The following is a 24,830-nucleotide window of genomic DNA, read 5'->3' as shown; positions in this document are numbered from 1 at the left end:
GGGCGGGCCGGGGGAGGCGACGCAGGGGCCCCGGGTGCCCGCGGGCCGCGTCGGCGGCACCGGCGGGCGCGACGGTTCCCGCGAGCAGCGGGGCGGAGGAGAGCAGCACGGTGGCCGCGCACAGCAAAGCGGTTCGTCTACGAGTCATGGTTCACCATGTCCGCACCGTGTTCGAAAACCGGTGCAGGACACATCCGCATCCACTCCGACGGCGGACAGCGGACAGCAGCGGACGACGGCGGGCACGGCCGGGGCTCGCCCCGGGCCCTCCGGCGCGGCATGATGTGCCGCGGCAGCAGTCCCCGTCCCCGGCAAGGGGGAGCAGCATGGCCCGGCAGACCCTGCGACCGCAGGTGTGGACACCGCCCCGACGTGGCGGGCGCGCACGCGCGTGGCGGGGGTACCGCTCGCTGCCCGAGCTGACGCTCGTTCCGCTGTCCGGCCTGGGCCCGGAGGACGTCGTCGTGGACGCGCAGGGCCGCGTCCTGTGCGGGGTGGACGACGGCCGCCTGCTGCGGCTGAGCCCGGACGGCAAGGAGGCCGTGACGCTGGCGGACATCGCGCCCGGACGCCCGGCCGGTCTGGAGGTCCTGCCGGACGGACGGGTGCTCGTCTGCGACGCGCGCGCCGGGCGGCTGCTGCGCGTCGACCCGGACGCCGGCAGGGTCGAGACGCTGGCGGACCGCGTGCGCGGCGAGCGCCTGCGGCTGGTCAGCAACGTCGTCGCGGCGGCGGACGGCACGATCTACTTCACCGAGTCCAGCCGCCGCTTCAGCGTCGACGACTGGCGGGCCGACATCCTCGAGCACTCCGGCACGGGCCGGCTGCTGCGGCTGGCCCCGGACGGCGACGAGCCCGAGATCCTGCTCGACGGCTTGCAGTTCGCCAACGGACTGGCCCTGGCCCCGGACGGCTCCTCTCTGGCGATCGCCGAGACCGGGAGCTACCGGGTCCTCCGCTACCACCTGACCGGCGAGCGCGCCGGTGAGCGGGAGACCTTCGTCGACCTGCCCGGCTTCCCGGACAATCTCGGCGCGGGGACGCACGGACTGCTCTGGATCGCGATGGTCGCTCCGCGCGACCCCTTCCTCGACCTGCTCCACCGCAGCCATCCGGTCGCGCGGCAGGCGCTGTGGCGGGTGCCGCCGCGGCTGCTGCCGGGGCCGAAGCCGACGGTCTGGGTCATCGCCGTCGACACCGCAGGGCGCGTGGTCCACGACCTCCAGGGGCCGAGCCCGGCGTTCCGCGCGGTCACGGGCGTCGCCGAGCACGACGGACGGCTCTGGCTCGGGACGCTCACCGAACCGGCCGTCGCCTCACTCGACCTGGCGGCCGTCCGCATCTGACAGCGGCCCCGACGTGGACGACATCTGACGTGTGCGAACCGGACGGCCTACCACCCGTCAGGGTGAGCCGAGGGGCGTTGCCGCGCGCGGGCCCCGGGCGCGCGTGAGACGGTCGGGGAGTGACCGGTGCAGTCGCTGACGTGACCGAGCGCGCCGACGAGGGCCTCGCCCCGGCCGAGCTCGCCGCGAAGTACGGCCTGACCCTGAGCGGCCGACGCCCCTCCCTGGGCCGTTACACGGCGGAGTTGTGGGCGCGCCGCCACTTCATCCTGGCCTTCGCCACCGCCCGCCTCACCGCGAACTACAGCTCGGCCCGGCTCGGCCAGATCTGGCAGGTGATGACGCCGCTGCTGAACGCGGCCGTCTACTACCTGGTCTTCGGCCTGCTGCTGGAGCAGAACCGCGGCATCCCGAACTACATCGCGTACCTCTGCACGGGCATCTTCACCTTTCAGTTCACGCAGTCCGCGGTGCTGGCCGGCACCCGCGCCATCTCCGGCAACCTGGGCTTGATCCGCGCGCTGCACTTCCCGCGCGCGTGCCTGCCGGTGTCGATGACGATCCTGCAGTTGCAGGAGCTGCTGGTGTCCATGTCGGTGCTGTGCACGATCATCCTGCTCACCGGGGAGCCGCTGACCGCCAGGTGGCTGCTCGTCGTCCCGACGCTCTTCCTGCAGACGGTCTTCAACGCGGGCCTCGCCCTGCTGCTGGCGCGCTGGGGCGCCGAGACGACGGACCTGGCCCAGCTGATGCCGTTCATCATCCGTACCTGGATGTACATGTCCGGCGTGTTCTGGAGCGTCCAGTCCCTCAGCGCCCACATCCCGGCCTCGATCCGCACCCTGCTCTACCTCAACCCGGCACTGATCTTCAACGAGCTGATGCGCTACGCCCTCATGGACTCCGTCCCGGCCAGCACCCTCAGCCCCCACATCTGGGCCACGGCCCTCGGCTGGGCGGTCGTCGCCGGCGGCGTCGGCTACCTCCACTTCTGGAGCGCGGAGGAGCAGTACGGCCGGGGGTGAGCCCAGGAATCCCTTCGCTCTCAGTCCCGGCGTGCGCGAACGGCCAGGAACGGCGGCAGCCCTGCTCGGCGGGGTTGTGCGGCCGCCACTCGGTCGCTCGGCCAGGGCTCGGTGACGGTCTCCAGCGAGAATCCGCGCCGGATGAGAGCCGCGAGGTACGTGGACAGGGTGCGGTGCTGGTTGCCGGCCCGGCGGACACCTTCGGGGTCGTCCGAGCGCCAGAACCCCTCGGCGCGATAGTCCCCGACGACCCGTCGCACCTGCCCGTCCGCGTCGGTCCGGGTCCAGGTCGCGTGTGGCGCTTCGAAGCAGGGGTGCGGGACCGTGAAGGCAAGCAGGCCACGTGGTATCAGCACCCGCCGCACCGCGCTGAGCGCGGCGTCGAGGTCAGGCAGATTGTTCAGGGACAGCCCGGCGGTCACCCAGTCGAGGGAGCCGGTGGCGACCGTGCCGAGAACGCACCCGTCATCCACGGCGTAGACCTGGCTGCCGGGACCCGGAGACGCGGCTGAGCGGGCGTGTTCGATCATCCGTGGTGAGGAGTCGATGCCCGTGACGAGGGCTCCACGGGCGGCTGCCGCGCGGGCGATGATGCCCTCCCCGCAGCCGAGGTCGAGCACGCGGCACCCGTCGAGAACGTCGGGAAGGAGTCCGAGCAGCACGTCGCGGTTGAAGTCGTTCAGAGCGGAGCCGGCTCGCAGCAGTCCCGCGTACCAGTCGGCGATGGTGTCCCAGGAGTCAGTCATCAAAACCCGGACGCTATGCGGTCGTGCCAGGACACCGCCACCGACTTTGATCTGCCGCAAGGAGCCTAGGCGTCCTTGCCGCCGCCGAAGCGGTGGGCGAGGTTGGGGTCGTCGAGCCACCAGGGGCGGAGCATCTCCGGGTCGTCGTCCGTCGCGACGACCGTCGCGCCCGTGCCTGTCGGGGCCGCGGCGCCGGGCGTCGCGGTCGGTGCCGGGGCGGTGGACGTGCGGGCGGCGGCCTCCTCGCGCTGGCGGGCGATCTGGGCGTCGATCGCGGCGTCGACCGCCGCCGTCTCGGCGCGGCCCTTGACCATCCAGCGGCGGACCAGGGCCGCGATGAAGGGGAGGCCGGCCATGTCGCCCAGGGCCCACACCGTGCAGCCGCCCCAGACCTGGTCCTCGCGGATCGACGGGCCCCACGGGCGGCCCAGCGCGGTGTAGTAGTGCTCGGCGATGGTCGCGTGGCCGTAGACCAGCATGATGCCGAGGCCCGCGTCGAAGATCACCTCGGCCATGGTGATGAAGAGGCCGACCAGCGCCGGGTACTCGTGCGCGACCGGGTCGATCTGGAGCCGGGGCCAGAAGTACGCGAGACCCAGGGCCACCAGGACCACGTGCAGGCCCGTGTTCCAGCCCGCGCTGGTCATGGTGTGCTCGTACCAGGGCGTGAAGTAGTAGAGCCACGGCGGCAGCATCAGCAGGGCCGTCGACACCGCCGGGAACATCAGGATCCGCGACGGCCAGCTGCGCAGCACCTTCAGCAGCCGCTCGCGGCCGCGCTCGCCGACGGCGTCCGCGATCAGGGAGACCGGACCGCCCATGCCCAGGAGCAGCGGGACGATCATCAGCAGGGTGACGACCTGGGCCGCGCGGTCGGTGAAGAGGATCCGCTCGTAGACGCCGACGCCGGACATGGTGGACCAGATCCACAGGGCGCAGCCGCCGAACCAGGCGGCGCTGCGGCCCAGCGGCCAGCTGCCGCCCTTGCGGCGGAGCCGGACCAGCCCGAGCGCGTACAGCGCGGCGAGGACCACGGAGACCGCGAGGACGACCGGCTCGAGCTGCCAGCTGGTGACCACGTCCGACCACTGCCAGGCCGGGGGACCGCTGTAGCCCGCCGCGAGTGTCGTTCCCGCCATGCCCCTCGCCCGCCTCTGCCACGTCTCGCCTATCTAGCGCTGACCATCATGACGGACGGTGGACGAACCGGACGCACCGACCCCCCGAAGGTGTGAGGGGCGCGTCGCTGTCGGTGCCGGGCGGTAGGTTGGGGCGCATGACGGTTCGCATCGCCACCTGGAACATCAACTCCGTGAACGCCCGGCTGGAGAAGCTGCTGGAGTGGCTTCGCTCGGCGCAGCCGGACGTCCTGTGCCTGCAGGAGCTGAAGACCACCTCGGACGCGTTCCCCTTCGAGGCCGTCCGCGAGCTCGGCTACGAGACCGCCGCGCACGGCACCGGCCGGTGGAACGGCGTGGCGATCCTGTCCAAGCTCGGCCTGGAGGACGTCGTCCGCGATCTGCCCGGCCAGCCCGGGTACCTCGATCCGGCCGCGGCCGAGGAGGAGACGCTGCTTCCGGCCGAGCCGGAGATCGAGCCGCGCGCCGTCGCCGCCACCTGCGGACCGGTGCGGGTCTGGTCCGTCTACGTGCCCAACGGGCGCGAGGTCGGCCACGCGCACTACGCCTACAAGCTCCAGTGGCTCTCCACGCTGCGCGACGCCGTGGTCGCCGACGCGGCGGGCGAGCGGCCGTTCGCCGTCCTCGGTGACTTCAACATCGCGCCGACCGACACGGACGTCTGGGACATCGCCAAGTTCGACGGCGCCACGCATGTGACGGAGGCCGAGCGCGCCGCGCTCGCGGACCTCCAGGCGGCGGGCCTGGCGGACGTCTTCCCGCGTCCGCTCAAGTACGACCACCCGTACACCTACTGGGACTACCGCCAGCTCAGCTTCCCGAAGAACTTCGGCATGCGGATCGACCTGGTCTACGGCAACAAGCCGTTCACCGAGGCCGTCTCCGACTCCTACGTGGACCGCGAGGCCCGCAAGGGCAAGGGCACCTCGGACCACGCCCCGGTCGTGGTGGATCTGGCGCTCTGATCCACGGCGCGGGCCCCTGCCGTCAGCAGGCACTGGCCCGCCAGGTAGGTCAGCATGATCCAGAAGTCGGCGGCGGGCAGCTGCGGCCAGTGGGCGAGGCCGGTGGCGATCAGCGAGTCGGAGAGCAGGAAGAGCCCGCCGCCCACGCCGGCGAGCGGTGGGCCCGCCGCGAACGAGGTGGCGGCGGTGCCGGCCAGCAGCAGGCTGTAGCAGGCGACGGGGATGCGCAGCCCGGCCGGGAGGTCCGGCCAGAGCTGGGTGATCAGCGCCGCCCAGACGACGGCGTAGCCGCCGAGGGCCAGCCGGGTCCGCCCCGCCTTCACGCGTCGCAGTGCGCCGCCGCGTGTGAACAGCGTGATGTAGCAGACGTGCGCGGCGGCGAAGCCGCCCATGCCGACGAGGAACCAACCGCCGCCGAAGAGCAGGGCGGTGTCCCCGACCCAGGACGCGACCAGCGCGCCGAGCAGCAGCCTGGGCGCACCCCGCGGCACGACGGCGAGGGCGAGCGCGGGCATCAGCAGCGGCTTGAGCAGCTCCGTCGCCAGCGGCAGGCCCACGAGGGTCAGCACGAGGTAGGCGGCGGACAGGATCAGATAGCCCGTGAGCCTGCGGTTCACGCGGCGGCCTCGGCGTTCGACGTCGACGGCGTCGCTGACGCGGCGTCGGACGTGGCGTCGGTCATGGCGTCGTGCGGAGCGGGCGCCCAGCCGGGCCCGCGGAAGAGGTAGCCCAGGCGCTCACGCAAGCCGTGCGCGCCGGCCAGGTCGCGGCCGATGGACGCGTACTCGTGGGTGGCGACGCGCAGCGGGTTGTAGGTGGCGATGTTCTTGGTCAGCCCGTAGACCGGCCGATCGGTTTCGGCGGTGAAGGTGCGGAAGAGCCGGTCCCAGACGATGAGGATGCCGCCGAAGTTGCGGTCCAGGTAGCCGCCCTGGGAGGCGTGGTGGACGCGGTGGTGTGACGGCGTGTTGAACACGGCCTCGATCGGCCGCCAGAGTCGGTCGATGCGCTCGGTGTGGATCCAGAACTGGTAGACCAGGCTGACCGAGCCGCAGAAGGCGACGGCCGCGGGGGAGACGCCGAGCAGCACCATCGGCAGGTAGAAGACGCCGAAGCTGAGGTCCGTCCAGGGCTGCCGCAGGGCCGTGGAGAGGTTGTAGTGGCGGCTGGAGTGGTGCACCACGTGCTGGGCCCACAACAGCCGGACCCGGTGGTTGCTCCGGTGCGACCAGTAGTAGCAGAAGTCCTGGAGCAGCAGCATCACCGGCACCGTCGTCCAGTGCACGCCGATGCGCAGCGGGGTGAACGCGTAGACGACGTTGTAGAGGGCGACCGTCGGGATCTTCCAGAGCAGGTTGGTGAAGAGGCTGCCCAGCCCCATGCTCAGGCTGGTCGCGGTGTCCCGGCCCGCGTAGCCCACCTCCTCCTCGTCCGGCTGGACCAGGAAGGAGAGCAGCTCCACGACCGTGAGCAGGACGAACGCGGGTATGGACCAGAGCACGGGGTCGGGCAGGTTCGGCATGGCCCGCAGCGTAGGCGCGTGGGACCGCGCTGACTAGATGCCGTTACCGGGAAGTAGTGCCGGGGGCGGCGGGAGTCCGCTCAGAGCGGCCAAAAGCGGTCAAAGAGAGGCGCACTGGCCCAGCTTGAGCCCGTTCACCATGTTCGGCGCGCCGCCGGAGTCGCCGATCTGGGCGGCCGGCTTGTTGAGGTAGCAGCCGAGGTCGCCCTTGACGGTGTTGGTGACGACCTCGTTGCCGTCCGTGTCGAAGGTCCTGTCGTCGAGGACCAGGACGTTGGTGCCGACGTGGTTGCGGATCACGCCCATCCAGCAGGACCGCAGGTGGCTGGTGGTGATGTAGCCGCCGACGGTGTTGTCCTCGAAGTCGTCGTAGGCCGGGGTGCCGGTCCCCAGATTGGGGATGGCCGCGAGCTGCTTCGACGGCGCGCAGGTGACGCCCGGTCCGTCGTTCAGCGTGGTGATGTCGCCCTTGACCTTGTTGCTGTGCAGGATCACCGCGGTGGCGTGGTCGCTGTTGATGTTGCCCCCCACCTCGTCCTTGGTGGGCGTCGCGCAGTTCGTCTCCTGGCTGCAGCCGAGACCGAGCACGGCGCCGCGGCCGACCTGGACGTTCCCCTTGACGTGCACGTGGGCGGTGGTGACGGCGTTGAGCGTGGAGCCCGCGGTGACGTAGAGCTGGGTCTCCACCGTGACCTTCGCCCCGTCAGGGATGGTGCAGGTGCCGTGGACCACGAGCTCGTAGTAGTCGCCGGAGGCGATGGCGCCTCCGTGGCAGACCACCGTGGTGGCCCCGTTCGGGGTGGCGTGGGCGGCGGGCGCGCCCGCGAACGCGAGGGCGGACACGGCGGTGAGGGCCACGGGGGCCGACCGAAGCAAGGTACGGAACAACGTCGTTCTCCTCGAAGAGCCCCCCTGACTGGCTGACGCTGGTCACGCTAAGCGGGGCCGCGGCGGGTCGCCACGCAACCGGCCTGGCACGTGACGGCCCGTGACCACAGCGGCCCGGTCGGCACCGGCCGCCCACCCTCCGGTTCACCCGGACGGCGCGCGGCCGGTCGCGTCCTGGCGGAGCATCACCACACCCGGACCGAGGAGCCCTTCGCGAAGACCGGACTGGTCGCCCCCGGCGGGGCCGCCGCGAGCGGCCGGTCCACCTCCTCGACGAGCGGGCCGACCTTCGCCGCGATCGGCTCCAGCGCGTCGAGGTCGAAGCCGTAGACGCGCGCCGCGTTGCCGCCGACCATCGCCGCCACCTCCGCGTGGGGGACCCCCGCGAAGGAGGTCCGCAGCGCCTCGGTGGTGTAGGGGTAGGTGCCCTCGTCGTGCGGGAAGTCGCTGCCCCACATGATCTTGTCGAGGCCGATCCGGTCGCGCAGCGGCACCTCGTGCGCGCGCATGAAGCTCGCGCCGACGTAGCAGTTGCGCTCCCACGCCGCGCGCGGCCCGTCGCCCATCAGCTCCGCGAGCCCCGCGCCGAACTTCGACTCCGCGGTCGCCGCCCGCGTGGCCGCGCCGACCAGACGCCGGTGGTAGTAGTCGAGCATGTCCAGCACGCCCGGGATCCAGCCGGAGCCCTGCTCGGTGAGGACCAGCCTCAGCCCGGGATGGCGGTGGAAGACCCCGGCGAAGGCGAGATGCCACAGGGCCCGGTGCGAGAACCACGTGGTCTCCACCATGAACACGGCCCGCGCCGCAGGCTCCTCCCGAAGCTCCGGGCTGGCCGAGCCGGCGTGGTGGTTGACCGGTACACCCAGCTCCGCGCAGACCGCCCAGAGCGGCTCGTAGACGCTCGACCACAGCTCCGGCACCGGCGACCCGGGCGGAACGCCCGGCAGCACCACGCCTCCCGTCAGCCCGGCGGCGTGGCAGCGCCGCACCTCGGCGACGGCGGCGTCCACGTCGTTCAGCAGGATCTGGAACGTCCCGGCCCGGCGGCCGGGCGCCTTGGCGCAGAAGTCCGCCATCCAGCGGTTGTGCGCCTGGAGCCCCGCCCAGCGCAGCTCGAACTCCTCCGCCGTCGGCTGCACGGCGCTGAGCGACGCGCTGGGGAAGAAGGGCGGCACGGTGTTGGGGAAGACCACCTCGGCGACGACGCCGTCCTGCTCCAGCTCGGCCAGCCGCCGGTCGGAGTCCCAGTTGCGGGCGGCCTCCGGGGCCATCAGGTCGGTGAACGGGTTGACGTAGGCGGCGGCCCACGCGTCGAACGCCTCGTGGTGACGACCCGCCAGGTAGGGGCGGTACTCCAGCAGGTCCGCGCCCGCGTGGCAGTCGGCGGAGACGACGGTGTAGCGCTCGGGCCGGTCAGCCGGCTGGATCACGACGGTCACAGCGTCGTCCCTTCCGTCGGCGCGGCGGTCCCGATGAACGGGAAGTCATGGCCTGTCAGCCAGTGCCGTCCCACCGCCCGCGCGGGCGCCCACGCCGCCTCGACCGCGCTCTGGTCCTGCGGCTGGCCGAGGTCGGCCGGACGCGGACCGATCCGCTCGGCGATCGGCGCGAGCCTGCCGGCGTCGAACCCGAACACCTCCGCGCAGTTGAGGCCGAGCATCCGCCGGGTCTCGTCGATCGGGATGTCGCGGAAGGTGGTCGCCATCCACTGGCGGGTGTTCGGCCAGGTGCCCTCGGGGTGGGGGTAGTCGCTTCCCCAGCAGATCGTGCCGACGCCGATCTCGTAGCGGTGCGCGAGCTCGCGCCGCTTGGTGTTGGTGGCGGCGATGAAGCAGTTGCGGTCGACGTAGGAGCTCGGCGGCATCGTCAGCTCGCTGAACGGCGAGAGCTTCTTGCCGCCGTGCGCGCCGAGGTAGAGCCGGTCCATGAACCACAGCAGGTTCGGCAGCCACCAGCAGCCGGACTCGGCGACGCCGAACCGCAGGCCGGGGAACCGCTCGAACACCCCGGACCACAGCAGGAACCACAGCGGCCTGGCCGGCCAGAACGTCACCTCGGTGACGTAGATGCCCAGGTGGTCGCCGTACTCGTGCCGCGGGGCGGCCCCGGAGTGCGTGACGACCGGCATCCGCAGCTCCTCGCACACCGCCCACACCGGGTCGTAGCGGCGGTCGTGGTACGGCTCCTTGTCCACCCACATCGACGGGATCATCACCGCTCTGAGCCCGTCCGCGTGGGCGCGCCGCACCTCGGCGACGACGAGTTCCGGATCCGCCGTGATCGGCAGCAGCGCGACGCCACAGCGCCGCTCCGGGCTGCCGCCGGCGCGGATGAACTCCGCGAGCCACCGGTTGTGCGCGCGGGCGCCGGCCATGCCGAGGACGGGGTCCTGATCACCGCTCAGCCCGAGGCCGACGCCGAAGGGCGCCGCGGTACGCGAGTCGACGGCGTCGGCGTCCGGGAACACCACTTCGGCCGCCACGCCGTCCCCGTCCAGCTCCTTGTCGCGCTGGGCGGCGTCCCAACCGCCGCGCAGGCCCTCCTCGTGGTCCTCGAACCACTTCTGCGCGAAGGCTTCGTTCCGGACGCCGAGCCGTGTCGCCTCCTGCCGCCGCGCATCCGCTTCGGCGAGGAACACGTCGAACGCGCGGTGGTGGGCGGTCTCCAGGTACGGGCGGTACTCCTCGGTCGGGAGACCGGCATGGCAGTCGGAGGAGATGACCAGATACGGGTCTTCGTAGGACATGACTTCCCTCCCTTCGTTGCAGTCTCCAGGGGCGCGAGGCTCTGCTGATGTGCGGCTCCGCCGCGTGGGCGGGACAACCACGCTGGGTGGTGGGCGCCCGCACGCGCAGAGCCGTCTGCACGCCGGTGGTTGCCCGCGCAGTTCCTCGCGCCCCTGTCGGGGCTAATCGCCCAGGATGAACTTCTCGAGGTAGCCGGGGTTCTCCCGGCTGAGCATGGACTGCGACCGCGCCCGGATCTGGCGGTCGCTGTGCTCGCTCGGCGGCAGCAGCCAGAAGCGGTCGGCGCGGATGCCGTCGGCGACGAAGTCCGCGACCTCCTCCACCGGCGTGAAGTGGACCTCGTGCCCGGACGCGGCCATGGCCGCCTTCCACTGGTCGAGCGACCGGTACGGCGTACGGCGCGGGCGCTGCTTCGCGAAGCGTTCGGGGCGGTTGCGGTGGGACTCCCACAGGCCGGTCCGGAGCATGTGCGGGCCCGGGAAGAGGACGGACGCGCCGATGGGCGCGCCCTCCGCGCGCAGGTGGGCGTAGAGGGACTCGGTCATGGTGACCACCGCCGCCTTCGTGACCGCGTACACGGACGCGGTCGGCAGCGGGGCGATGCCGCCGTCGCCGGAGGAGGTGTTGACGACGTGTCCGGGCTCGCCGCCCGCCAGCATGCGCGGCAGGAACGCCTGGACGCCGTGGAAGACGCCCCACACGTTGACGGCGAACGCCCACTTCCAGTCGTTCGGCTCGTGCTCCCACATCCGGCCCTCGGCGCCCGAGCCCACGCCCGCGTTGTTGCACAGCACGTGGACCGCGCCGTAGGCGCGGTACGCCGCCTCCGCCAGCTCCTCGACGCTGTCGCGCTCGGAGACGTCCGTCAGCTGTCCGATCGCCTCCGCGCCCTGCTCGCGCAGACCGGCGACGGCCTTGTCCAGCGCGGCTTCCTCGACGTCGGCGACGACGACGCGCAGGCCGTCCGCGGCGAAGCGGCGGGCCATGGCGAGGCCGATGCCGCTCGCTCCGCCGGTGACGACGGCGACCTGTCCCGGTGTCAGTTCCACGCCCTCATCCCTCGTGCGGCGGTGTGACGGAGTCCAGCACCTGCGCCGGGTCGTCGTAGCGCTGGTGCACGAACGGGAGCAGGGCCTGCGCGCTGACCCGCTCGACGACCCGGCCGCGCTGGTCGGAGGTCTTCTCGCCGACGGTGATCTCCAGCAGCCGTCGCACCGGCAGGTCCGCGACGGGGTCGAACGCGGACTCGCGCAGGATCACCTCCCCCGTCACGGCCTCCAGCCGGCGCACCCGCTCGACGCGGGTGCAGTGGACGAGGACCGGGTCGAGGTCGAAGCCCTCGCCGTCGACGGCGGGCAGGAACTTGAAGTAGAAGTCGACCTTCTCGGCCGGCGCGGGCACCGGCAGCTCGCCGGTGACGAGGCCGTGCACCTCGACGAAGTCGATGCCGTGCCGGCCCAGGCGGGCCGTGACCGCGTCGCCGTCGCGCGCGACGGACACCTCGCCGAGCTTCTTCGGTTCGCCGAAGACCTCCCGGCCGCCGATCAGGGCGCGCTCGGTGGTCATCGGCATGACCAGCGGATACCAGCCTGCCTGCCCGCCGTGCTGGGCGGCCACGGCGAAGGAGCCCGCGCCCAGCGGGCTGCCGAAGATGTCGACCTGGCTGATGTTCACCCGCACCAGCGGCCGCTCGCCGGGCTTCAGCGGCGCGGGCAGCACCTGGGCGACGGCGTCCGGGTCGCTCTCCCAGACCGCCACCACCCCGGTGGACCAGATGTCCGGCAGGACCGAGCGGGCCTGCTTCGCCGCGCGGATCTCCTCCTCGGTGCGGGGGCCGTAGCGTACGCGTGCCATGGCGGTGCCGTCCCTTCGCTCGGGGTCCGGGTCGTTCTCTGTAACGGTGTTACTTACTCCGAAGGGCGCGAAGGGTGAAGAGATATGACGAGGATTCAGTTCCTGCGCGCGGCCCGCTGGGTGGCCGCGATGCAGGCGAGGACGAGCAGCGCGGCGACCGGCGCGGCGGCGGGGATGCGCTCGTGCAGCAGCAGCGCCGCCCACAGCAGGTTGAGCAGCGGCTGCGCGAGCTGGATCTGCGCGGCGCGCTGGACGCCGATCAGGGCCATCCCCTGGTACCAGGGGATGTAGCTGACGAACTGAGACAGGCCGAGGAAGGCGACCCCGGTCAGCGCCGTCGCGCTGATGTGGACCGGCTCCCCGGTGACGGCCGGGGTGGCCAGCGTCGCGGTCACGGGCAGGACCGCGACCAGCGCCCAGGCGATCACCTGCCAGCCCGGCATCTCCCGAGCCAGTCGACCGCCCTCCGCGTAGCCGGCGGAGCAGAGCAGCAGGGCCGCGAACAGGTAGAGGTCCGCACCGCTCGGTGCGCCGCCGTGTTCGTACAGCGTGAAGGCGGCCACGGTCGCCGCCCCGGCCACGGCGGCGGCCCAGAAGGCGCGCGGCTGGCGGCTGCGGGTGCGCAGGGCGGAGTAGCAGGAGGTCGCGAGCGGCATCAGGCCGATCACGACGGCGGAGTGGGCGGTGGTCGTCGTCCGCAGGGCGAGTGTCGTCAGGGCCGGATAGCCCACGACGCAGCCGAGCCCGACGGTGGCCAGCCCGGCCCAGTGCCGCCGCTGGGGTCGGGGCGCCCGGAACACCGCGAGGCAGACGCCGGCGATGACGGCGGCGATCGCGCCGCGCAGGCCCACGGTGCTCCACGGGCCGAAACCGCGCAGGGACCACTCGGTGGCCGCGAAGGAGAGCGAGAACAGGCCGACGCCGGAGCCGGCCAGCAGCATGCCGCGACCGCCGTGGGTCTGTGCGGCATCCGTGGTCGTGGTGCCGGGCGCTGCTATCGGACGGGGGAGAGTAGCGCTATCATGTGGCTTCATGAATGACGGTAGCAGTGTCACCGATCTCGCGGAAACCCTGCGTCGGGAGTGGGAGCGCTACCCGAGTGGGGAGAAGCTGCCGTCGAGTCGTGCGCTGATGGAGCGGTACCGCGTCAGCCCCGTGACCGTCTCGCGCGCGATCGGGACGCTCGCCGCCGAGGGCCTGGTCATCAGCCGTCCCGGCGCGGGCGTCTTCCGTGCCGAACGGCGTACCCCCGGCAGGCCCGGGGGAGACCTGTCCTGGCAGGAGGTCACCCTCGGCGCCCACGACGCGCTCGCCGCGCCCCGCGCGGACGCGAGCGGCCTGCTCGCCACGCTGAACGCGCCGCCCGCCGACGTCGTCGACCTCAACAGCGGCTATCCGCACGCCTCGCTGCTGCCCGAGCGCGCCCTCGCCGACGCGCTCGCGCGCGCCGCGCGCCGTCCCGACGCGTGGAGCCGACCGCCCGTCGAGGGCTTGCCGGAGCTGCGCTCCTGGTTCGCGCGCGAGATCGGCGGCCCGGAGGCCGCCCTGTCCGCGGCCGACGTGCTGATCACCGCGGGCGGCCAGAGCGCGCTGACCGCGGCCCTGCGCGCCCTCGCCCCGGCGGGCGCGCCGGTGCTCGTCGAGTCCCCGACCTATCCGGGCATCCTCGCCGTCGCCCGCGCGGCCGGCCTGCGTCCCGTCCCCGTCCCCGTGGACGCGGACGGCTTGCGCACCGACCTGCTCGCCGACGCCTTCGCGGTGACCGGCGCGCGGCTCCTGGTCTGCCAGCCGCTCTTCCAGAACCCCACCGGTGCCACGCTCGCGGCGGGCCGCCGCGCCGAGGTGCTCCGACTCGCGCGCGCGGCGGGCGCGTTCGTCGTCGAGGACGACTACGCGCGGCTGCTCGCGCACGCCGACGGGCCCACCCTGCCGCGTCCGCTCGCGGCGGACGATCCGGACGGCGTCGTCGTCCACGTCCGCTCGCTCACCAAGGCGGCGTCGCCGAGCCTGCGCATCGCCGCGCTGAGCGCGCGCGGCCCGGCGTTCGAGCGCTTGCGCGCGACGCAGGCGGTGGACAGCTTCTTCGTGCCGCGCCCGCTTCAGGAGGCCACGCTCGAACTGGTCTCCGCTCCTGCCTGGGCGCGCCATCTGCGGGGCCTGGCGGCTGCGTTGAGCGAGCGGCGGGCCGCGCTCGGGGCGGCTCTGGCCCGCTGCCTCCCGGATCTCCCGCCCGCGCCCCTCGCCCCCGGCGGCTACCTCGCCTGGCTCCCCCTCCCGCCCGGCACGGACGAGGCGGCCGTCGCCTCCGCGGCGCTGCGCGCCGGCGTCGCGATCACCCCGGGCGCGGCGTACTTCGCGGCCGAGCCGCCCGCCCCGCACCTGCGACTCAGCCACGCCGCCGCCGTCAGCACCACCCAACTGGCCGAGGGTGCAGCCCGGTTGGGCCAGGCCTGGGCGGCCCTCCGGGAAACGGACCGGCGCTGACGGGACCACCCCGGCCACCACCCGCCCCGAAGCGGCGCCCTCGCGGGCGGCCCTGCGCCGCAGATTCCCGGGGCCGTGCGCGTCGAAAGCGCCGTCGTGCCTGGCCTCACCGGGGTGGACTGCCCTGTGGGCCTCGTTCGAGGGGGCCGCGCGTTCCGTCCCCGGCGGAGCGTGGGTCAGTAGGCGACCGCGAGCACCGCCCGCTCGGTCTCGGGCAGTGTGAGGCTGCGCAGCATCGCGTCGGCCACGTCCGCGCGGGAGATCTTGGAGCCGCCGCGCAGGTTGTGCCCGAGGGCGGTGCGGTAGCGGCCGGTGTGCGGCTTGTCGTTGAGCTGGGGCGGGCGGACGACCGTCCAGCTCAGGCCGCTGGCGCGGATCTCGTCCTCCATCGCGGCCAGGTCCGCGTAGTGGTCGTGGAAGGCGCGCTTGACGATCGGGCTGAGCAGGTGACGCATGAAGAAGCCGTCGCCCTCGTCGTAGCGGGGCGGATGCGGGCGCGCGGGTGACGGCACGGTGCCGATCGGTGCGGCGCTGACGACGACCAGGCGTTCGCTGCCGACCGCGTTCATCGCCTCGACCAGGGCCCGCGTTCCGCGGGTGGCGACGCCGTGGTCGGCCTTCGTGCGGGCGCCGAGACCGGACAGGACCGCGTCGGCGCCCGCCACGGCCGAGCGCAGCGCGTCCGCCTGCGCGTCGGGGGCGGAGAGGTCCACGGTGACGGCGTCCACCGCGACGTCGAGCCGGGCGGGGTCGCGGACCACGGCGGTGACGTCGTGTCCGGCCGCGAGCGCCTGCGCCAGCAACTGTCGGCCGATGCCGCCGGTGGCGGCCACGATGGTGAGCTTCATGGGACTACCCCTGCCGATGCGTGGTGCGGGTATGGTTCCTTTGTAAGCCGTACTCTATGGAGACCGTAACATATGAGTTCCAAAGTATCCAGGGGCGAGGCCGCCCGCCGGGACGCCCGGCGCGAGGTCCGGGAGGCGCTGCGCGAGGTCGGCGTCCAGCTGGCCCAGCTGAACCGCCGCGTCAGCGGCCGGCTCGGGCTGCGCGACGCCGACATGGACTGCCTGGACCTGATCGGGCGGCTCGGCCCGATCGGCGCCGGTCCGCTCGCCAAGGCCGCCGGACTCCACCCGGCGACCCTCACCGGCGTCCTCGACCGCCTCGAGCGCGCGGGGTGGATCGTCCGCGAGCGCGACACCGAGGACCGGCGCGCGGTCCGGATCCGGGCGCTGCCCGAGCGCGGCAAGGAGGTGCTGGCGCAGTTCGCGGGGATGAACGGAGCGGTGCAGGAGATCTGCTCCCGCTACGACGAGCAGCAGCTCGCCGTCATCGCCGACTTCCTCTCGCGCGTGGCCGAGGCAGGCCGCGTCTCGACGCTCGCGCTGGACGAGGCGGAGGACTGACCCAGCCGGATCGCGCTCATCTGTGGTATTCCGGAGCACAATTGGCGTTCCGTCAATGGCGCTTGCGCGGAGAGGGTGACGCGGGATGGTCGTGAAGGACGCACTCAGCCGTGGCGCGGTGCTGGACGCCGCGACCGAGCTCGTCCGCGCCCACGGGCCGGGCGCGCTGACGATGCGTCGGCTCGCCGCCGAGCTGGGCTGCGCCGTCACCGCGATCTACTGGCACGTCGGCAACCGCGAGGCCCTGCTGGACGAGCTCGTCGCGCGCACGGTCGAGGAGTTGGGCGAGATCCGCGCGGAGGGCCGCACGCCCGCTGAGCGTGCCGAGTCGGTCGCCCTCGCCCTGCGCCGCAAGCTGCGGGCCCGCCCGCACCTGATCGCCCTGGTCCACGAGCGCGGCCTGACCGAGCTGATGATGCTGCCCGCGCAGCGGGCCCTCGTCCACGAGGCCCACGCCGCCGGCCTGCGTGGCACGGCCGCCGCCGAGGCCGTGCGGGCCCTGCAGTTCCAGATCGTCGGCTTCGTCCTGGTCGAACGCAACCGCGAACGGGCCCCCGCGCAATACCCGGGGGAGCCGGACCTCTGGACCGCGGAGACCGCCGAACAGGACCCCGAACTCGCCACCTCCTTCGCGGCGGCCCCGGACCTCGACACGCTCTTCCGCACCTCGGTCCGGGGGGTCATCTCCTCCCTGTGGGAGGGCGACCGCTAGTGAGGCCCTCGTTGCTCAGGTGGTGGGGGACAGCAGGATCCAGATGTGACCGAAGGGGTCACGGAGCATCGACTGGCGGGCGGGGTACGGCATGTTCGTCGGCGGCGAGAGGAGCTCGGCGCCGGCCGCCACCGCCTGGGCGGTCAGACCGTCCACGTCCGGGACGTAGACGTGCAGGCCCGCGGTCGGGCCGCCCGCTGCCGGCGACGCGAACGGGGCGTGCGCGTCGCCGAGCATGAGCGTGGAACGGTGGACGCGGATCTCGGCGTGGACGATGCGCCCGTCCGCGCCTTCGCGCCGGAACACCTCGGACGCGCCGAACGCGGCCGCGTAGAACGTGATGGCCTCGGCTGCTCCGTCGACCATCACGTGCGGGATGACGGCGTACTTGTACTGCTCGGGGATCTCCATGTCCACCAAGGTAGGGTCGTGACGGTCCATCAGGACTCGGGCGGAGGTCCAGTCTCCGGCTCCGCCGCAGGACGCAGGACGCAGGACAGAGGGAGTACGACGGGCGTCCGCGCCCTCAGGCCTGGCGGGCGCGGGAGGCGAGGCGGTCGGCGAGCGCGACGACGAGGTCGCGCAGTTCGTCCGGGCGCTCGATGACGAACGGCCGGTCGAGTGCGGCGAGCACCGCAGGCAACCAGTCGAGCCGCTCCGCGCGCAGTTCGACGCGCAGCCAGCGCTCGGTCGTCCGGTCCCCGTCCGTCGCGGGCTCGTCCCCGTGCTCCTCCACAGTGGCGACGCCGGCGGGGAGGTGGGCGCGGATCTGCTCGACCGTCCCGTGGATCCGCAAGGTCACCTCGTGCCGGTATTCGGCCGCGGCGAACCCCGACAGCACGCGCTGCGCCGGACCGGGGCCCGCGGGCGGCTCGAACGAGCCGGGCAGGGTCCGCGCGTCGGCGATGCGGTCGAGCCGGAGCGTCCGGTCCTCGCCGACCGCGGGGTCCGCGCCCGTGACGTACCACCGGCCCGCATGGGCGACGATCCCGTACGCGTGCAGCGATCGTTCGCTGCGGCGTCCTTCGCGGTCGGTGTAGCGGATCGCGACCGGTCGGCGATGGCGTACCGCGTCGGCGAGGGTGAGCAGGATCCCGGCGTCCGGGGCCTCGAACGTGCCCGGCTGGTCTGTGAAGTCGAGGGCCTCCAGGGGCGCGTCGAGCCTGTGGGCGCTGTGTTTGGGCAGCACCCGCCGGATCTTGGCCGAGGCCGTCTCGCTCGCCGTGCGCTCCGCCGTCGTCAGGCCCGTTCGGCCGCCGGTGACCAGTCCGAGCAGCACGGCGAGGGCCTCGTCGTCGCTCAGCATGAGCGGAGGCATGCGGTAGCCGGGGGCGAGTCGGTACCCGCCGTAGCGGCCGCGCACCGACTCCACGGGCACGTCGAGGTCGATCAGCTGGTCCACGTACCGCCGCACCGTGCGGCCCTCGACGCCGAGCCGGTCGGCGAGTTCGGCCACGGTGCGGGTGCCGCCCGACTGGAGCAGTTCCAGGAGGGTCAGCACGCGGGCGGCGGGGCGAGGCATTTTCCCAGCCTACGTGAATACCGGACCGATTCTGTCCACTATCTCTCCTAGGCTGCGAAGTGTTCGACACCAGCTCACAGAGCCAAGGAGATCACCATGGACTTCGTCTCGATCCGGATCATCACCAGCGACGTCGCGCGCCTCGTCGAGTTCTACGAGCGGGCCACCGGGGTGCCGGCCCAGTGGGCGACTGAGGACTTCGCCGAGCTCAGGACCGCCCACGGCACGCTCGCGATCGGCCACGTCCGCACCGTCCCGCTGTTCGCCCCGGGCTCGGCCCGCCCGGCGGAGAACCACAGCGTGATCACCGAGTTCCTCGTCGACGACGTGGACCGCGTCCACCGGGAGCTCAGCGCCTTCGTCACCGACTTCGTCAACGAGCCCACCACGATGCCCTGGGGCAACCGGTCCCTGCTGTTCCGCGACCCCGACGGCAACCTGGTGAACTTCTTCACCCCCGTCACCCCGGCGGCCGTCGCGAAGTTCGCCCGTCACACGGACGCCCAGGCGCTCTGACCCGTCCTAGCTCTCCTCGGCGATCAGATGGGCGGTGAAGCTGAAGCGGTCGCCCCGGTAGAGCGAGCGGACGCACTCGACGGGAAGGCCGTCGCGGTCGCGGCTGACGCGGTTGAGCAGGAGCATCGGCAGCGCCGGGCTGGTGCCGATCAGCTGCACCTCGCGGGGGGAGGCGAGCACCGTCTCGATCCGCTCGTCCGCGTCCGCGAAGACCACGCCCGTGGTGCGCAGGTACGCGTAGAGCGAGGTGCGCGGGTCGAAGTCGGCGGCGAGCGCCGGGAAGCGCTCCACCGAGAGGTAGGTGCTCTCCAGACCCACCCGCTCCTCGTCCGCGAACAGCAGGCGCTCCAGGTGGAAGACCGGCGCACCCGCCTGGACCCCCAGGCCCGAGGCAAGCGCCGGATCCGCGGCGAGCTGCTCGAACGCCACCAGCTCGCGGCCCGGCCGCCGGCCCTGGCGGCGCAGGCCCTCGGTGTAGCTGGCGAGGATCAGCGGCTGCACCAGCTTGGGCCCGGCGGCAACCGTCGACCGCCCGCTGCGCTGGACCCGCCCCTCCAGCCGCAGCTCGCGGATCGCCTGCCGCACGGTCATCCGGGAGACGCCGAACCGCTCCGCGAACTCCCGCTCGGTCGGCAGTGGGGTCCCTTGGCCCAGCTCGTCCAGGACCGCGTCGATCTTCTGCTTCACCTGGAAGTACTTCGGCAGCTCCCCGCGTTCGGGCACCCCGGCCCGCGACGCGGCCAGCATCGCCGGGGTGACGGGCAGGACCGGCGCGACGGGTGCGACGGGCGCGACATGCGGTACGGGACTGGTCGCCGGCGGCGGTTCGACGGGCAGGCTGCTCACGTCCGCGAGCCTAGCCGAGCGGGCGGCGTGCCCGGTCACGACCGTGCGGGGCTGACGTCTCAGCGGGCGGGCGGCGATACTGGCCGGCATGACGGAGCAGGAGGACATCCCGTTCGGCAGGGTCGCGATCCGCGTGGGCGCACTGGTCTTCTGCGGCGGCGACGTCGCACTGCTGCGCCGCGAACGCGCCACCTCGATCCACTACACGCCGCCCGGCGGAAACGTCGAGCCCGGCGAGGACCTGCTGACAGCCCTCGCCCGCGAGCTGGAGGAAGAGCTGGCGCTGCCGCCCGGACGGCACACCCCGCCGGAGCTGCTCTGGGTCGCCGACCAACGCGTCACCCGCCCGGGACGGACACCGTCGCCGCGCAAGCTCCACCTCGTGTACCGGATGCACATCACCGAGGCCGTCCGCGCCCTGCTCGCCACCGAGGAGCACGACGAACTCCCTGACGGCAGCACCGAGATCGGACACGTGGACTGGATCGACTACCGGCGCACCGCCGACCTGCCGATCTTTCCTCCGCTCGGCCCGGCCCTCGCCGCACTCGCCTCGCCGACCGCCGCCCCGGCCACCGGCGCCGCGCTGCCCGCCGTGACCGACGAGAACTACACCTGGGTCTGACCGCGGAGCCCGCGGGCCCAGGAGGGCGACAACCGCACCGCTTGCGCCGCGTCGTCGTTGATCACGGCGGCGGAATCGACGGACGGGAGCGATGCGGTGACGGAGCCTCTGGTGAACCGGCCTCTGGTGACCCAGCCACTGGTGGAGCTGGCGGGCAGGTCGTGTCTGGTGACCGGCGCGGCGAGCGGGATCGGCCGGGCCACGGCGGAGCTGTTCGTGCGGATGGGCGCGGACGTGGTCGGCTCCGACCTGGACGAGGCGGGTCTGGAGCGGCTCGGCGCGCGGCTGACGGCCGAGGGCGCGCCGGGGCGGCTGCTGCCGGTCGTCGGGGACGTGACCGTCCCCGCGGAGGTGCGGCACATGGTGGCCGCGGGCGTGAGGACGTTCGGGCGCCTGGACGTGGCGGTCGCCAACGCCGGGATCCTGCCGTTGTCCGACGTGCTGGAGACCACGCCGGAGGACTGGGACCGGGTGATGTCCGTCGACGGCCGCGGCATGTTCCTGACCTGCAAGTACGCGATCGAGGCGATGCTCGCCCAGGAGGAGCAGCACGAGGGGCGCGGCGGCGCGCTCGTCTGCGTCTCGTCCATCTCCGGCCTCGCCGGGCAGGCGCGGCAGGCCGCCTACGGCCCGGCCAAGTTCGTCGCCACCGGCCTGACCAAGCACCTGGCCGTCGAGTGGGCCGCCCGGGGCATCCGCGTCAACGCCGTCGCGCCCGGCACCATCACCACCGAGCGGGTCCGCGCGCTCGAGGACGAGCCGGGCGGACCGGAGTACCTGGAGGCGATGGCGTTGGCCCACCCCCTCGGCCGGTTGGGCACGCCGGAGGAGGTGGCGCGCGCGATCGCCTTCCTCGCCTCGGACGCGGCCTCGTTCGTCACCGGCGTGGTGCTCCCCGTGGACGGCGGGTACCTGGCGCGTTGACCTGCGCCGCCGTCCGATGCGTCGTTCTTGGCATACTGACCTGGAGGGACGACGAATCGGAGACGGGCGCGATGGACAAGCCGGGGACGCCGGGCAGGCCCACGGAGTTGATCGAGTACGAGATGATGGTGCTCGGCCGACACGTGCACATGGGCTCCTCCAGCAAGCGCACCAGCGCGAACCTGGAGCGCAGCGCCTACATCCTGCTCAGCCGTCTCCAGGGCGAGGGCCCGATGTCCATCGGCCAGCTCAGCGACGCGTTCGGGCTCAACGCCTCCACGCTGAACCGGCAGACCGCCGCGCTGGTCGGCGCGGGCCTGGCCGAGCGGATCCCGGACGCGGACGGCGGCATGGCCCGCAAGTTCCGGATCACCGAGGAGGGCGCGAGCCGTCTGGAGGAGGCCCGCGCGGAGCTCGTCTCGGGCCTGGACAAGGTCCTGGGCGGCTGGGCCGCCGAGGACGTCGCCGCCTTCGCCGACTACCTCAAGCGCTTCAACACCTCGATCGAGCACATCGACGGCCGTCCCTGGCCCCGGCCGTAGGCGCCGGGGTCACGAGGGGCGCCAGAGCCGCCGGTCTCATCGGATCAGCTCGTTGTCGAGCGTGGCGCGGCTATCGCCTGTCCTCGCGGAAGACGGCGACGTTGCGGGCGGCCCAGACGGAGAAGGGGCGCGGGGCGCGGCCCAGGACCCGCTGGACGTCCGGGCTGATGCGCAGTTCGGCCGCGTTCGGTGCGCCGAGGATGTCCAGGGTGTCGTCGGCGAGCTCCGCCGGCATGGTCCGGCTCATGGCGGTTCTGGCCTCGGCGCGGGTCAGCTCGTGGAACCGTACCGGCGCGCCCAGCGCGTGGGCGATCGCGGCCACCTGCCGGCGCGGCGTGATCACCTCGGGGCCGGTCAGCTGGTACACGTTGCCGGCGTGCCGTTCGTCCAGCAGGCAGGCCGCCGCGACCGCCGCGATGTCGGCCGGGTCGACGACGGGCACGCCGACATCGCCGAAGGGTGCGGCGACGAGTCCCTGTGCGCGGACGGACTCGGCCCACCACAGAGCGTTGGAGGCGAAGCCGCCCGGCTGGAGGACCGTCCACTCCACACCGGATTCCCGTAGCGTGTCCTCAAGTTCGCGCATCGCGATCCGCGTCGGCCCGAAGGGCCTGGTCACCACGCCCTGGCTCGAGAGCAGCACGACGCGCCGGACCCCGGCGGCCACGGCCTCGCCGATGAGGTCGGCAGGGGCGGCTCCGGCGGCGTGCAGGTCGCCGGAGAGCAGCAGGAAGAGGGCCGCCGCCCCGGCGAGCGCGGGCCTGAGCTCGGCCGGCCTGGTCAGGTCGGCTGCCAGATGGCGGACGCCGTCCGGCACCGCCGCCGAGTGCCGTGACACCGCCGTCACCTGCTGCCCCGCCTCGGTCAGCGCCTGCGTCAACGGCCGGCCGATGTTGCCGGTTGCTCCGGTCACCACGATCACGATGGGCTCCTCGTCAGATGTCCTCGGTGGCTCGGACGTTAGGAGGATGGGCTCACTCTCGGTAAGGACATACCTGGAGGTAAGCTCATGACATGCCGGGAGGGGTGCAGCACAGGGGGACCGAAGGGGGCAGCCGGTATGACGTGTTTCACACCGACTGCCCGGCGCGTGACGTGGTCGACCACGTCACCAGCAGATGGGGCGTCTGGGTGCTGATCTCCCTGCGGGGCAGCGAACTGCGCTTCTTCGAGCTGCGCGAGAGCATCCAGGGCATCAGTGAGAAGATGCTGGCCCAGACTCTGCGGGCCTTGGTCCGGGACGACCTGGTCTGGCGGAAGGTCGAGCCGACCACGCCCCCTCAGGTCACCTACGGCCTGACCGAGTTCGGCCGCGAAGTGAGCGAGCCGCTGACGGAGCTGTTCGACCGGATCACCCGACGATTGTCACCGGTCGGCGGCTGAACCAGGACGCCTGCGGCCGTGAGGCCGTCAGCTCGTGCGGTGGGTGACCTTGCCGTGGGACATCGTCAACGGCACCGCCGTTTCGGCCAGTTCGTCCGGCTCGGTGGTCAACGGGTCGAGGGTGAAGGCGGTGAGGTCCGCGCGCAGGCCCGGGGCGATGCGGCCGGTGGTGTCCGGTTCGCCGGCGGCGAGGGCCGCATGCGTGGTGTAGCCCTCCAAGGCCATCAGCGGGGTGAGCGCCTGGTCGGGGGCGACGGGCGGGGTGTCGGCGCCCGCGTGGCGGCGCAGTTGGGCGTAGGCGAGGATTCCGCGGGCGTCGAAGTGGGCGATCGGCCAGTCCGAGCCGAGCGCCAGCACCGCGCCGGAGTCGCGCAAGGTGCGGCAGATCCAGGCGCGTTCGGCGCGCTCCCGCCCGAGCCTGAGCGACCACTGGTCGGTGTGGTCGGCGCGCGTGTACGCGGAGTGGGTCGGCTGCATGGAGGCGATCACGCCCGTCTGCCGGAAGCGGACGGCCTGGTCGTAGGGGAGCGTCTCGATGTGCTCGACCCGGTGCCGCATCCGGCCGTCCGCGCCCAGCGCCTCGACGGTGTCGAGGACGTGGCGGACCCCGGCGTCGCCGATCGCGTGGGTGGCGGTGCGCACTCCGGCGGCGTGCAGGCGGTGGACGGCCGCCGTGTACGCCTCCGGGTCGAGCCAGAAGCTGTCGCGGCTCTGGCCGTGGCAGTCGGGGTGCTCCAGCCACGCGGTGCCGCCCTCGACGGTGCCGTCCATGAAGAACTTCACGCCGCCGACGAGCCAGTTGCGACCGGCCTCGCGCTGGAGCGCGACCAGCTCCTCCAGGCCCTCCTTGTCGGTCCCGGGCATGCACCACGGGGCCAACCGGAGCCGCAGCGGCAGCTCGTGGCCGTCCTCGACGCCGCGCAGCAACTCCAGCACGTCGCCGCCCGCGTCCATGACATGGGCGCCGGTCAGGCCGGTCGCGGCCATGCCGGAGAGCAGCGCGAGCAGCGTCTCGCGGCGCTCGGCGAGCGGGCGGCGCGGCATCACGGCGACCACGAGGTCCATCGCGGCGTGCTCGATCAGGTGCCCGGTCGGGGCGCCGTCCGTGTCGCAGACGACGAGCGCGCGCTGCGCGAACTCCCTGGGCCCGTCCAGGCCCGCGATCCGCAGGGCCGCGCCGCTGACCAGCGCCGAATGGCCGTCGTAGAGGCGGACGAAGGCGGGTGTGTCGGGGCCGAGCGCGGCCTCAAGGTGCTGGCGGTGGACGGGACGACCGGCGAAGACGTTGTGGTCCAGGCCCCAGCCGACGACCCATCCGTCGACGCGTTCCGCGCCGGCCAGCGCAGCGTGCAGACCGTCGAGGTCGCGCACGGCGGAGAGGTCGACGCCGGTGGCCATCTCGAGGCCGAGCACGGGGTGACTGTGACCGTCCGTCAGACCCGGTGCCAGGGTGGCGTCGCCGAGGTCGACCACCTCCGTGCCGGGCCCGCGCCAGGCGCGGGCGTCGGCCGCGTCGCCGACGGCGCTGATCAGGCCGTCCTTGACGGCGACGGCGGTGACGGGCGCGGCGCCGGGGGAGAGGGTGTGGACGCGGGCGGCGAGGACGATGATGTCCGGTGCGGAGGACAATGCATG

Annotated in this window: 27 protein-coding genes; 11 read left to right on the top strand and 16 right to left on the bottom strand. The window is 73.0% G+C overall.

Going from position 1 to position 24,830, the window contains the following annotated elements; translation table 11 throughout:
* The first annotated feature begins 326 nt into the window (after positions 1-326).
* Together TR50_RS08455 and TR50_RS08450 are read left to right on the top strand one after the other, a co-directional pair.
* Positions 327-1,346, top strand: a complete 1,020-nt coding sequence (locus TR50_RS08455; RefSeq protein WP_084699929.1) for an SMP-30/gluconolactonase/LRE family protein — start codon at positions 327-329, stop codon at positions 1,344-1,346.
* Positions 1,347-1,486: 140 nt separating this feature from the next.
* Positions 1,487-2,371 carry an ABC transporter permease gene (locus TR50_RS08450; RefSeq protein ID WP_042416888.1) on the top strand — a complete coding sequence of 295 codons (885 nt, stop codon included), beginning with the start codon at positions 1,487-1,489 and terminating at the stop codon, positions 2,369-2,371.
* A 20-nt stretch (positions 2,372-2,391) separates the two neighbouring features.
* Here the strand turns inward: TR50_RS08450 and TR50_RS08445 are convergent, their stop codons facing one another.
* Positions 2,392-3,117: a class I SAM-dependent methyltransferase gene (locus TR50_RS08445; RefSeq protein WP_042416885.1), complete on the bottom strand. Its 726-nt coding sequence runs from the start codon at positions 3,115-3,117 to the stop codon at positions 2,392-2,394.
* A 65-nt stretch (positions 3,118-3,182) separates the two neighbouring features.
* Complete coding sequence (locus TR50_RS08440) at positions 3,183-4,256, bottom strand: cytochrome c oxidase assembly protein (RefSeq protein ID WP_052440845.1); 1,074 nt, start codon at positions 4,254-4,256, stop codon at positions 3,183-3,185.
* 137 nt (positions 4,257-4,393) lie between these two features.
* Here TR50_RS08440 and TR50_RS08435 point away from each other — a divergent pair, with 137 nt between their 5' ends.
* The gene (locus tag TR50_RS08435; RefSeq protein WP_042416881.1) at positions 4,394-5,221 is read left to right on the top strand and encodes an exodeoxyribonuclease III; all 828 of its coding nucleotides are present in this window, start codon (positions 4,394-4,396) and stop codon (positions 5,219-5,221) included.
* Here TR50_RS08435 and TR50_RS08430 read toward each other — a convergent pair.
* The 8 genes from TR50_RS08430 to TR50_RS08395 form a co-directional block, all read right to left on the bottom strand.
* Positions 5,146-5,838: a lysoplasmalogenase gene (locus TR50_RS08430; protein WP_063775031.1), complete on the bottom strand. Its 693-nt coding sequence runs from the start codon at positions 5,836-5,838 to the stop codon at positions 5,146-5,148. The genes TR50_RS08435 and TR50_RS08430 overlap by 76 nt on opposite strands.
* Entirely contained in the window at positions 5,835-6,743 is a 909-nt protein-coding gene (locus TR50_RS08425; protein WP_042416878.1) for a sterol desaturase family protein, read from the bottom strand. The genes TR50_RS08430 and TR50_RS08425 overlap by 4 nt, the downstream gene beginning before the upstream one ends.
* Positions 6,744-6,842: 99 nt before the next feature.
* Positions 6,843-7,601, bottom strand: coding sequence for a hypothetical protein (locus tag TR50_RS08420; protein WP_042416875.1), 759 nt, complete (start codon positions 7,599-7,601; stop codon positions 6,843-6,845).
* Between the two features lie 215 nt (positions 7,602-7,816).
* The gene (locus TR50_RS08415) at positions 7,817-9,070 is read right to left on the bottom strand and encodes an amidohydrolase family protein (protein ID WP_236654334.1); all 1,254 of its coding nucleotides are present in this window, start codon (positions 9,068-9,070) and stop codon (positions 7,817-7,819) included.
* Positions 9,067-10,377 carry an amidohydrolase family protein gene (locus tag TR50_RS08410; protein WP_042416872.1) on the bottom strand — a complete coding sequence of 437 codons (1,311 nt, stop codon included), beginning with the start codon at positions 10,375-10,377 and terminating at the stop codon, positions 9,067-9,069. Before TR50_RS08410 ends, TR50_RS08415 begins: the two co-directional genes overlap by 4 nt.
* Positions 10,378-10,539: 162 nt before the next feature.
* Positions 10,540-11,427 carry an SDR family NAD(P)-dependent oxidoreductase gene (locus TR50_RS08405; protein WP_042416868.1) on the bottom strand — a complete coding sequence of 296 codons (888 nt, stop codon included), beginning with the start codon at positions 11,425-11,427 and terminating at the stop codon, positions 10,540-10,542.
* Positions 11,428-11,431: 4 nt separating this feature from the next.
* Positions 11,432-12,232: an acetoacetate decarboxylase family protein gene (locus TR50_RS08400; RefSeq protein WP_042416863.1), complete on the bottom strand. Its 801-nt coding sequence runs from the start codon at positions 12,230-12,232 to the stop codon at positions 11,432-11,434.
* Between the two features lie 95 nt (positions 12,233-12,327).
* Positions 12,328-13,266 carry a DMT family transporter gene (locus TR50_RS08395; RefSeq protein ID WP_084699925.1) on the bottom strand — a complete coding sequence of 313 codons (939 nt, stop codon included), beginning with the start codon at positions 13,264-13,266 and terminating at the stop codon, positions 12,328-12,330.
* On the opposite strand from TR50_RS08395, the gene TR50_RS08390 reads away from it, so the two are divergent.
* On the top strand, positions 13,265-14,716 hold the full coding sequence (locus TR50_RS08390) for an aminotransferase-like domain-containing protein (RefSeq protein ID WP_042416856.1): 1,452 nt from the start codon (positions 13,265-13,267) through the stop codon (positions 14,714-14,716). The genes TR50_RS08395 and TR50_RS08390 overlap by 2 nt on opposite strands.
* A gap of 176 nt (positions 14,717-14,892) precedes the next feature.
* Here TR50_RS08390 and TR50_RS08385 read toward each other — a convergent pair whose 3' ends face one another.
* Positions 14,893-15,564, bottom strand: coding sequence for an NAD(P)-dependent oxidoreductase (locus TR50_RS08385; RefSeq protein WP_042416853.1), 672 nt, complete (start codon positions 15,562-15,564; stop codon positions 14,893-14,895).
* Positions 15,565-15,636: 72 nt separating this feature from the next.
* On the opposite strand from TR50_RS08385, the gene TR50_RS08380 reads away from it, so the two are divergent.
* A complete protein-coding gene (locus TR50_RS08380) occupies positions 15,637-16,125 on the top strand; it encodes a MarR family transcriptional regulator (protein WP_042416850.1) in 489 nt (162 codons plus the stop codon).
* 85 nt (positions 16,126-16,210) lie between these two features.
* Positions 16,211-16,837: a TetR/AcrR family transcriptional regulator gene (locus TR50_RS08375; RefSeq protein ID WP_042416847.1), complete on the top strand. Its 627-nt coding sequence runs from the start codon at positions 16,211-16,213 to the stop codon at positions 16,835-16,837.
* 15 nt (positions 16,838-16,852) lie between these two features.
* Here the strand turns inward: TR50_RS08375 and TR50_RS08370 are convergent, their stop codons facing one another.
* The gene (locus TR50_RS08370) at positions 16,853-17,248 is read right to left on the bottom strand and encodes a VOC family protein (RefSeq protein WP_042416843.1); all 396 of its coding nucleotides are present in this window, start codon (positions 17,246-17,248) and stop codon (positions 16,853-16,855) included.
* Positions 17,249-17,363: 115 nt separating this feature from the next.
* Positions 17,364-18,359, bottom strand: coding sequence for a helix-turn-helix transcriptional regulator (locus TR50_RS08365; protein WP_042416835.1), 996 nt, complete (start codon positions 18,357-18,359; stop codon positions 17,364-17,366).
* A 96-nt stretch (positions 18,360-18,455) separates the two neighbouring features.
* Here TR50_RS08365 and TR50_RS08360 point away from each other — a divergent pair, with 96 nt between their 5' ends.
* Positions 18,456-18,875 (top strand): VOC family protein, encoded by a 420-nt coding sequence (locus tag TR50_RS08360; RefSeq protein WP_042416832.1) that lies wholly within the window; start codon positions 18,456-18,458, stop codon positions 18,873-18,875.
* 6 nt (positions 18,876-18,881) lie between these two features.
* Here the strand turns inward: TR50_RS08360 and TR50_RS08355 are convergent, their stop codons facing one another.
* Entirely contained in the window at positions 18,882-19,622 is a 741-nt protein-coding gene (locus tag TR50_RS08355) for a GntR family transcriptional regulator (protein ID WP_042417102.1), read from the bottom strand.
* A 187-nt stretch (positions 19,623-19,809) separates the two neighbouring features.
* On the opposite strand from TR50_RS08355, the gene TR50_RS08350 reads away from it, so the two are divergent.
* The 3 genes from TR50_RS08350 (at position 19,810) to TR50_RS08340 (ending at position 21,812) form a co-directional block, all read left to right on the top strand.
* Positions 19,810-20,346 (top strand): NUDIX hydrolase, encoded by a 537-nt coding sequence (locus TR50_RS08350; RefSeq protein ID WP_042416828.1) that lies wholly within the window; start codon positions 19,810-19,812, stop codon positions 20,344-20,346.
* Positions 20,347-20,457: 111 nt separating this feature from the next.
* Entirely contained in the window at positions 20,458-21,270 is an 813-nt protein-coding gene (locus TR50_RS08345) for an SDR family NAD(P)-dependent oxidoreductase (protein WP_236654333.1), read from the top strand.
* A gap of 71 nt (positions 21,271-21,341) precedes the next feature.
* On the top strand, positions 21,342-21,812 hold the full coding sequence (locus tag TR50_RS08340; RefSeq protein ID WP_042416825.1) for a MarR family winged helix-turn-helix transcriptional regulator: 471 nt from the start codon (positions 21,342-21,344) through the stop codon (positions 21,810-21,812).
* A 70-nt stretch (positions 21,813-21,882) separates the two neighbouring features.
* Here TR50_RS08340 and TR50_RS08335 read toward each other — a convergent pair whose 3' ends face one another.
* Complete coding sequence (locus TR50_RS08335) at positions 21,883-22,734, bottom strand: NAD(P)H-binding protein (protein WP_042416822.1); 852 nt, start codon at positions 22,732-22,734, stop codon at positions 21,883-21,885.
* A 92-nt stretch (positions 22,735-22,826) separates the two neighbouring features.
* On the opposite strand from TR50_RS08335, the gene TR50_RS08330 reads away from it, so the two are divergent.
* Positions 22,827-23,195, top strand: coding sequence for a winged helix-turn-helix transcriptional regulator (locus TR50_RS08330; protein WP_042416820.1), 369 nt, complete (start codon positions 22,827-22,829; stop codon positions 23,193-23,195).
* Between the two features lie 27 nt (positions 23,196-23,222).
* On the opposite strand, the gene TR50_RS08325 is transcribed toward TR50_RS08330, so the two are convergent.
* The gene (locus TR50_RS08325; protein WP_042416817.1) at positions 23,223-24,824 is read right to left on the bottom strand and encodes an amidohydrolase; all 1,602 of its coding nucleotides are present in this window, start codon (positions 24,822-24,824) and stop codon (positions 23,223-23,225) included.
* Positions 24,825-24,830 lie beyond the last annotated feature (6 nt).

Source organism: Streptacidiphilus anmyonensis, from assembly GCF_000787855.1.
Classification (GTDB): domain Bacteria; phylum Actinomycetota; class Actinomycetes; order Streptomycetales; family Streptomycetaceae; genus Streptacidiphilus; species Streptacidiphilus anmyonensis.
This window is presented reverse-complemented; position numbering and strand designations above follow the sequence as displayed.

Coding starts and splice junctions, on each gene's coding strand:
- TR50_RS08350 (WP_042416828.1), top strand. CDS start 19,810: ATGACGGAGCAGGAGGACATCCCGTTCGGCAGGGTCGCGATCCGCGTG.
- TR50_RS08455 (WP_084699929.1), top strand. CDS start 327: ATGGCCCGGCAGACCCTGCGACCGCAGGTGTGGACACCGCCCCGACGT.
- TR50_RS08390 (WP_042416856.1), top strand. CDS start 13,265: ATGAATGACGGTAGCAGTGTCACCGATCTCGCGGAAACCCTGCGTCGG.
- TR50_RS08410 (WP_042416872.1), bottom strand. CDS start 10,377: ATGTCCTACGAAGACCCGTATCTGGTCATCTCCTCCGACTGCCATGCC.
- TR50_RS08385 (WP_042416853.1), bottom strand. CDS start 15,564: ATGAAGCTCACCATCGTGGCCGCCACCGGCGGCATCGGCCGACAGTTG.
- TR50_RS08375 (WP_042416847.1), top strand. CDS start 16,211: ATGGTCGTGAAGGACGCACTCAGCCGTGGCGCGGTGCTGGACGCCGCG.
- TR50_RS08445 (WP_042416885.1), bottom strand. CDS start 3,117: ATGACTGACTCCTGGGACACCATCGCCGACTGGTACGCGGGACTGCTG.
- TR50_RS08380 (WP_042416850.1), top strand. CDS start 15,637: ATGAGTTCCAAAGTATCCAGGGGCGAGGCCGCCCGCCGGGACGCCCGG.
- TR50_RS08395 (WP_084699925.1), bottom strand. CDS start 13,266: ATGAAGCCACATGATAGCGCTACTCTCCCCCGTCCGATAGCAGCGCCC.
- TR50_RS08435 (WP_042416881.1), top strand. CDS start 4,394: ATGACGGTTCGCATCGCCACCTGGAACATCAACTCCGTGAACGCCCGG.
- TR50_RS08440 (WP_052440845.1), bottom strand. CDS start 4,256: ATGGCGGGAACGACACTCGCGGCGGGCTACAGCGGTCCCCCGGCCTGG.
- TR50_RS08340 (WP_042416825.1), top strand. CDS start 21,342: ATGGACAAGCCGGGGACGCCGGGCAGGCCCACGGAGTTGATCGAGTAC.
- TR50_RS08400 (WP_042416863.1), bottom strand. CDS start 12,232: ATGGCACGCGTACGCTACGGCCCCCGCACCGAGGAGGAGATCCGCGCG.
- TR50_RS08370 (WP_042416843.1), bottom strand. CDS start 17,248: ATGGAGATCCCCGAGCAGTACAAGTACGCCGTCATCCCGCACGTGATG.
- TR50_RS08365 (WP_042416835.1), bottom strand. CDS start 18,359: ATGCCTCGCCCCGCCGCCCGCGTGCTGACCCTCCTGGAACTGCTCCAG.
- TR50_RS08330 (WP_042416820.1), top strand. CDS start 22,827: ATGCCGGGAGGGGTGCAGCACAGGGGGACCGAAGGGGGCAGCCGGTAT.
- TR50_RS08355 (WP_042417102.1), bottom strand. CDS start 19,622: ATGCTGGCCGCGTCGCGGGCCGGGGTGCCCGAACGCGGGGAGCTGCCG.
- TR50_RS08425 (WP_042416878.1), bottom strand. CDS start 6,743: ATGCCGAACCTGCCCGACCCCGTGCTCTGGTCCATACCCGCGTTCGTC.
- TR50_RS08360 (WP_042416832.1), top strand. CDS start 18,456: ATGGACTTCGTCTCGATCCGGATCATCACCAGCGACGTCGCGCGCCTC.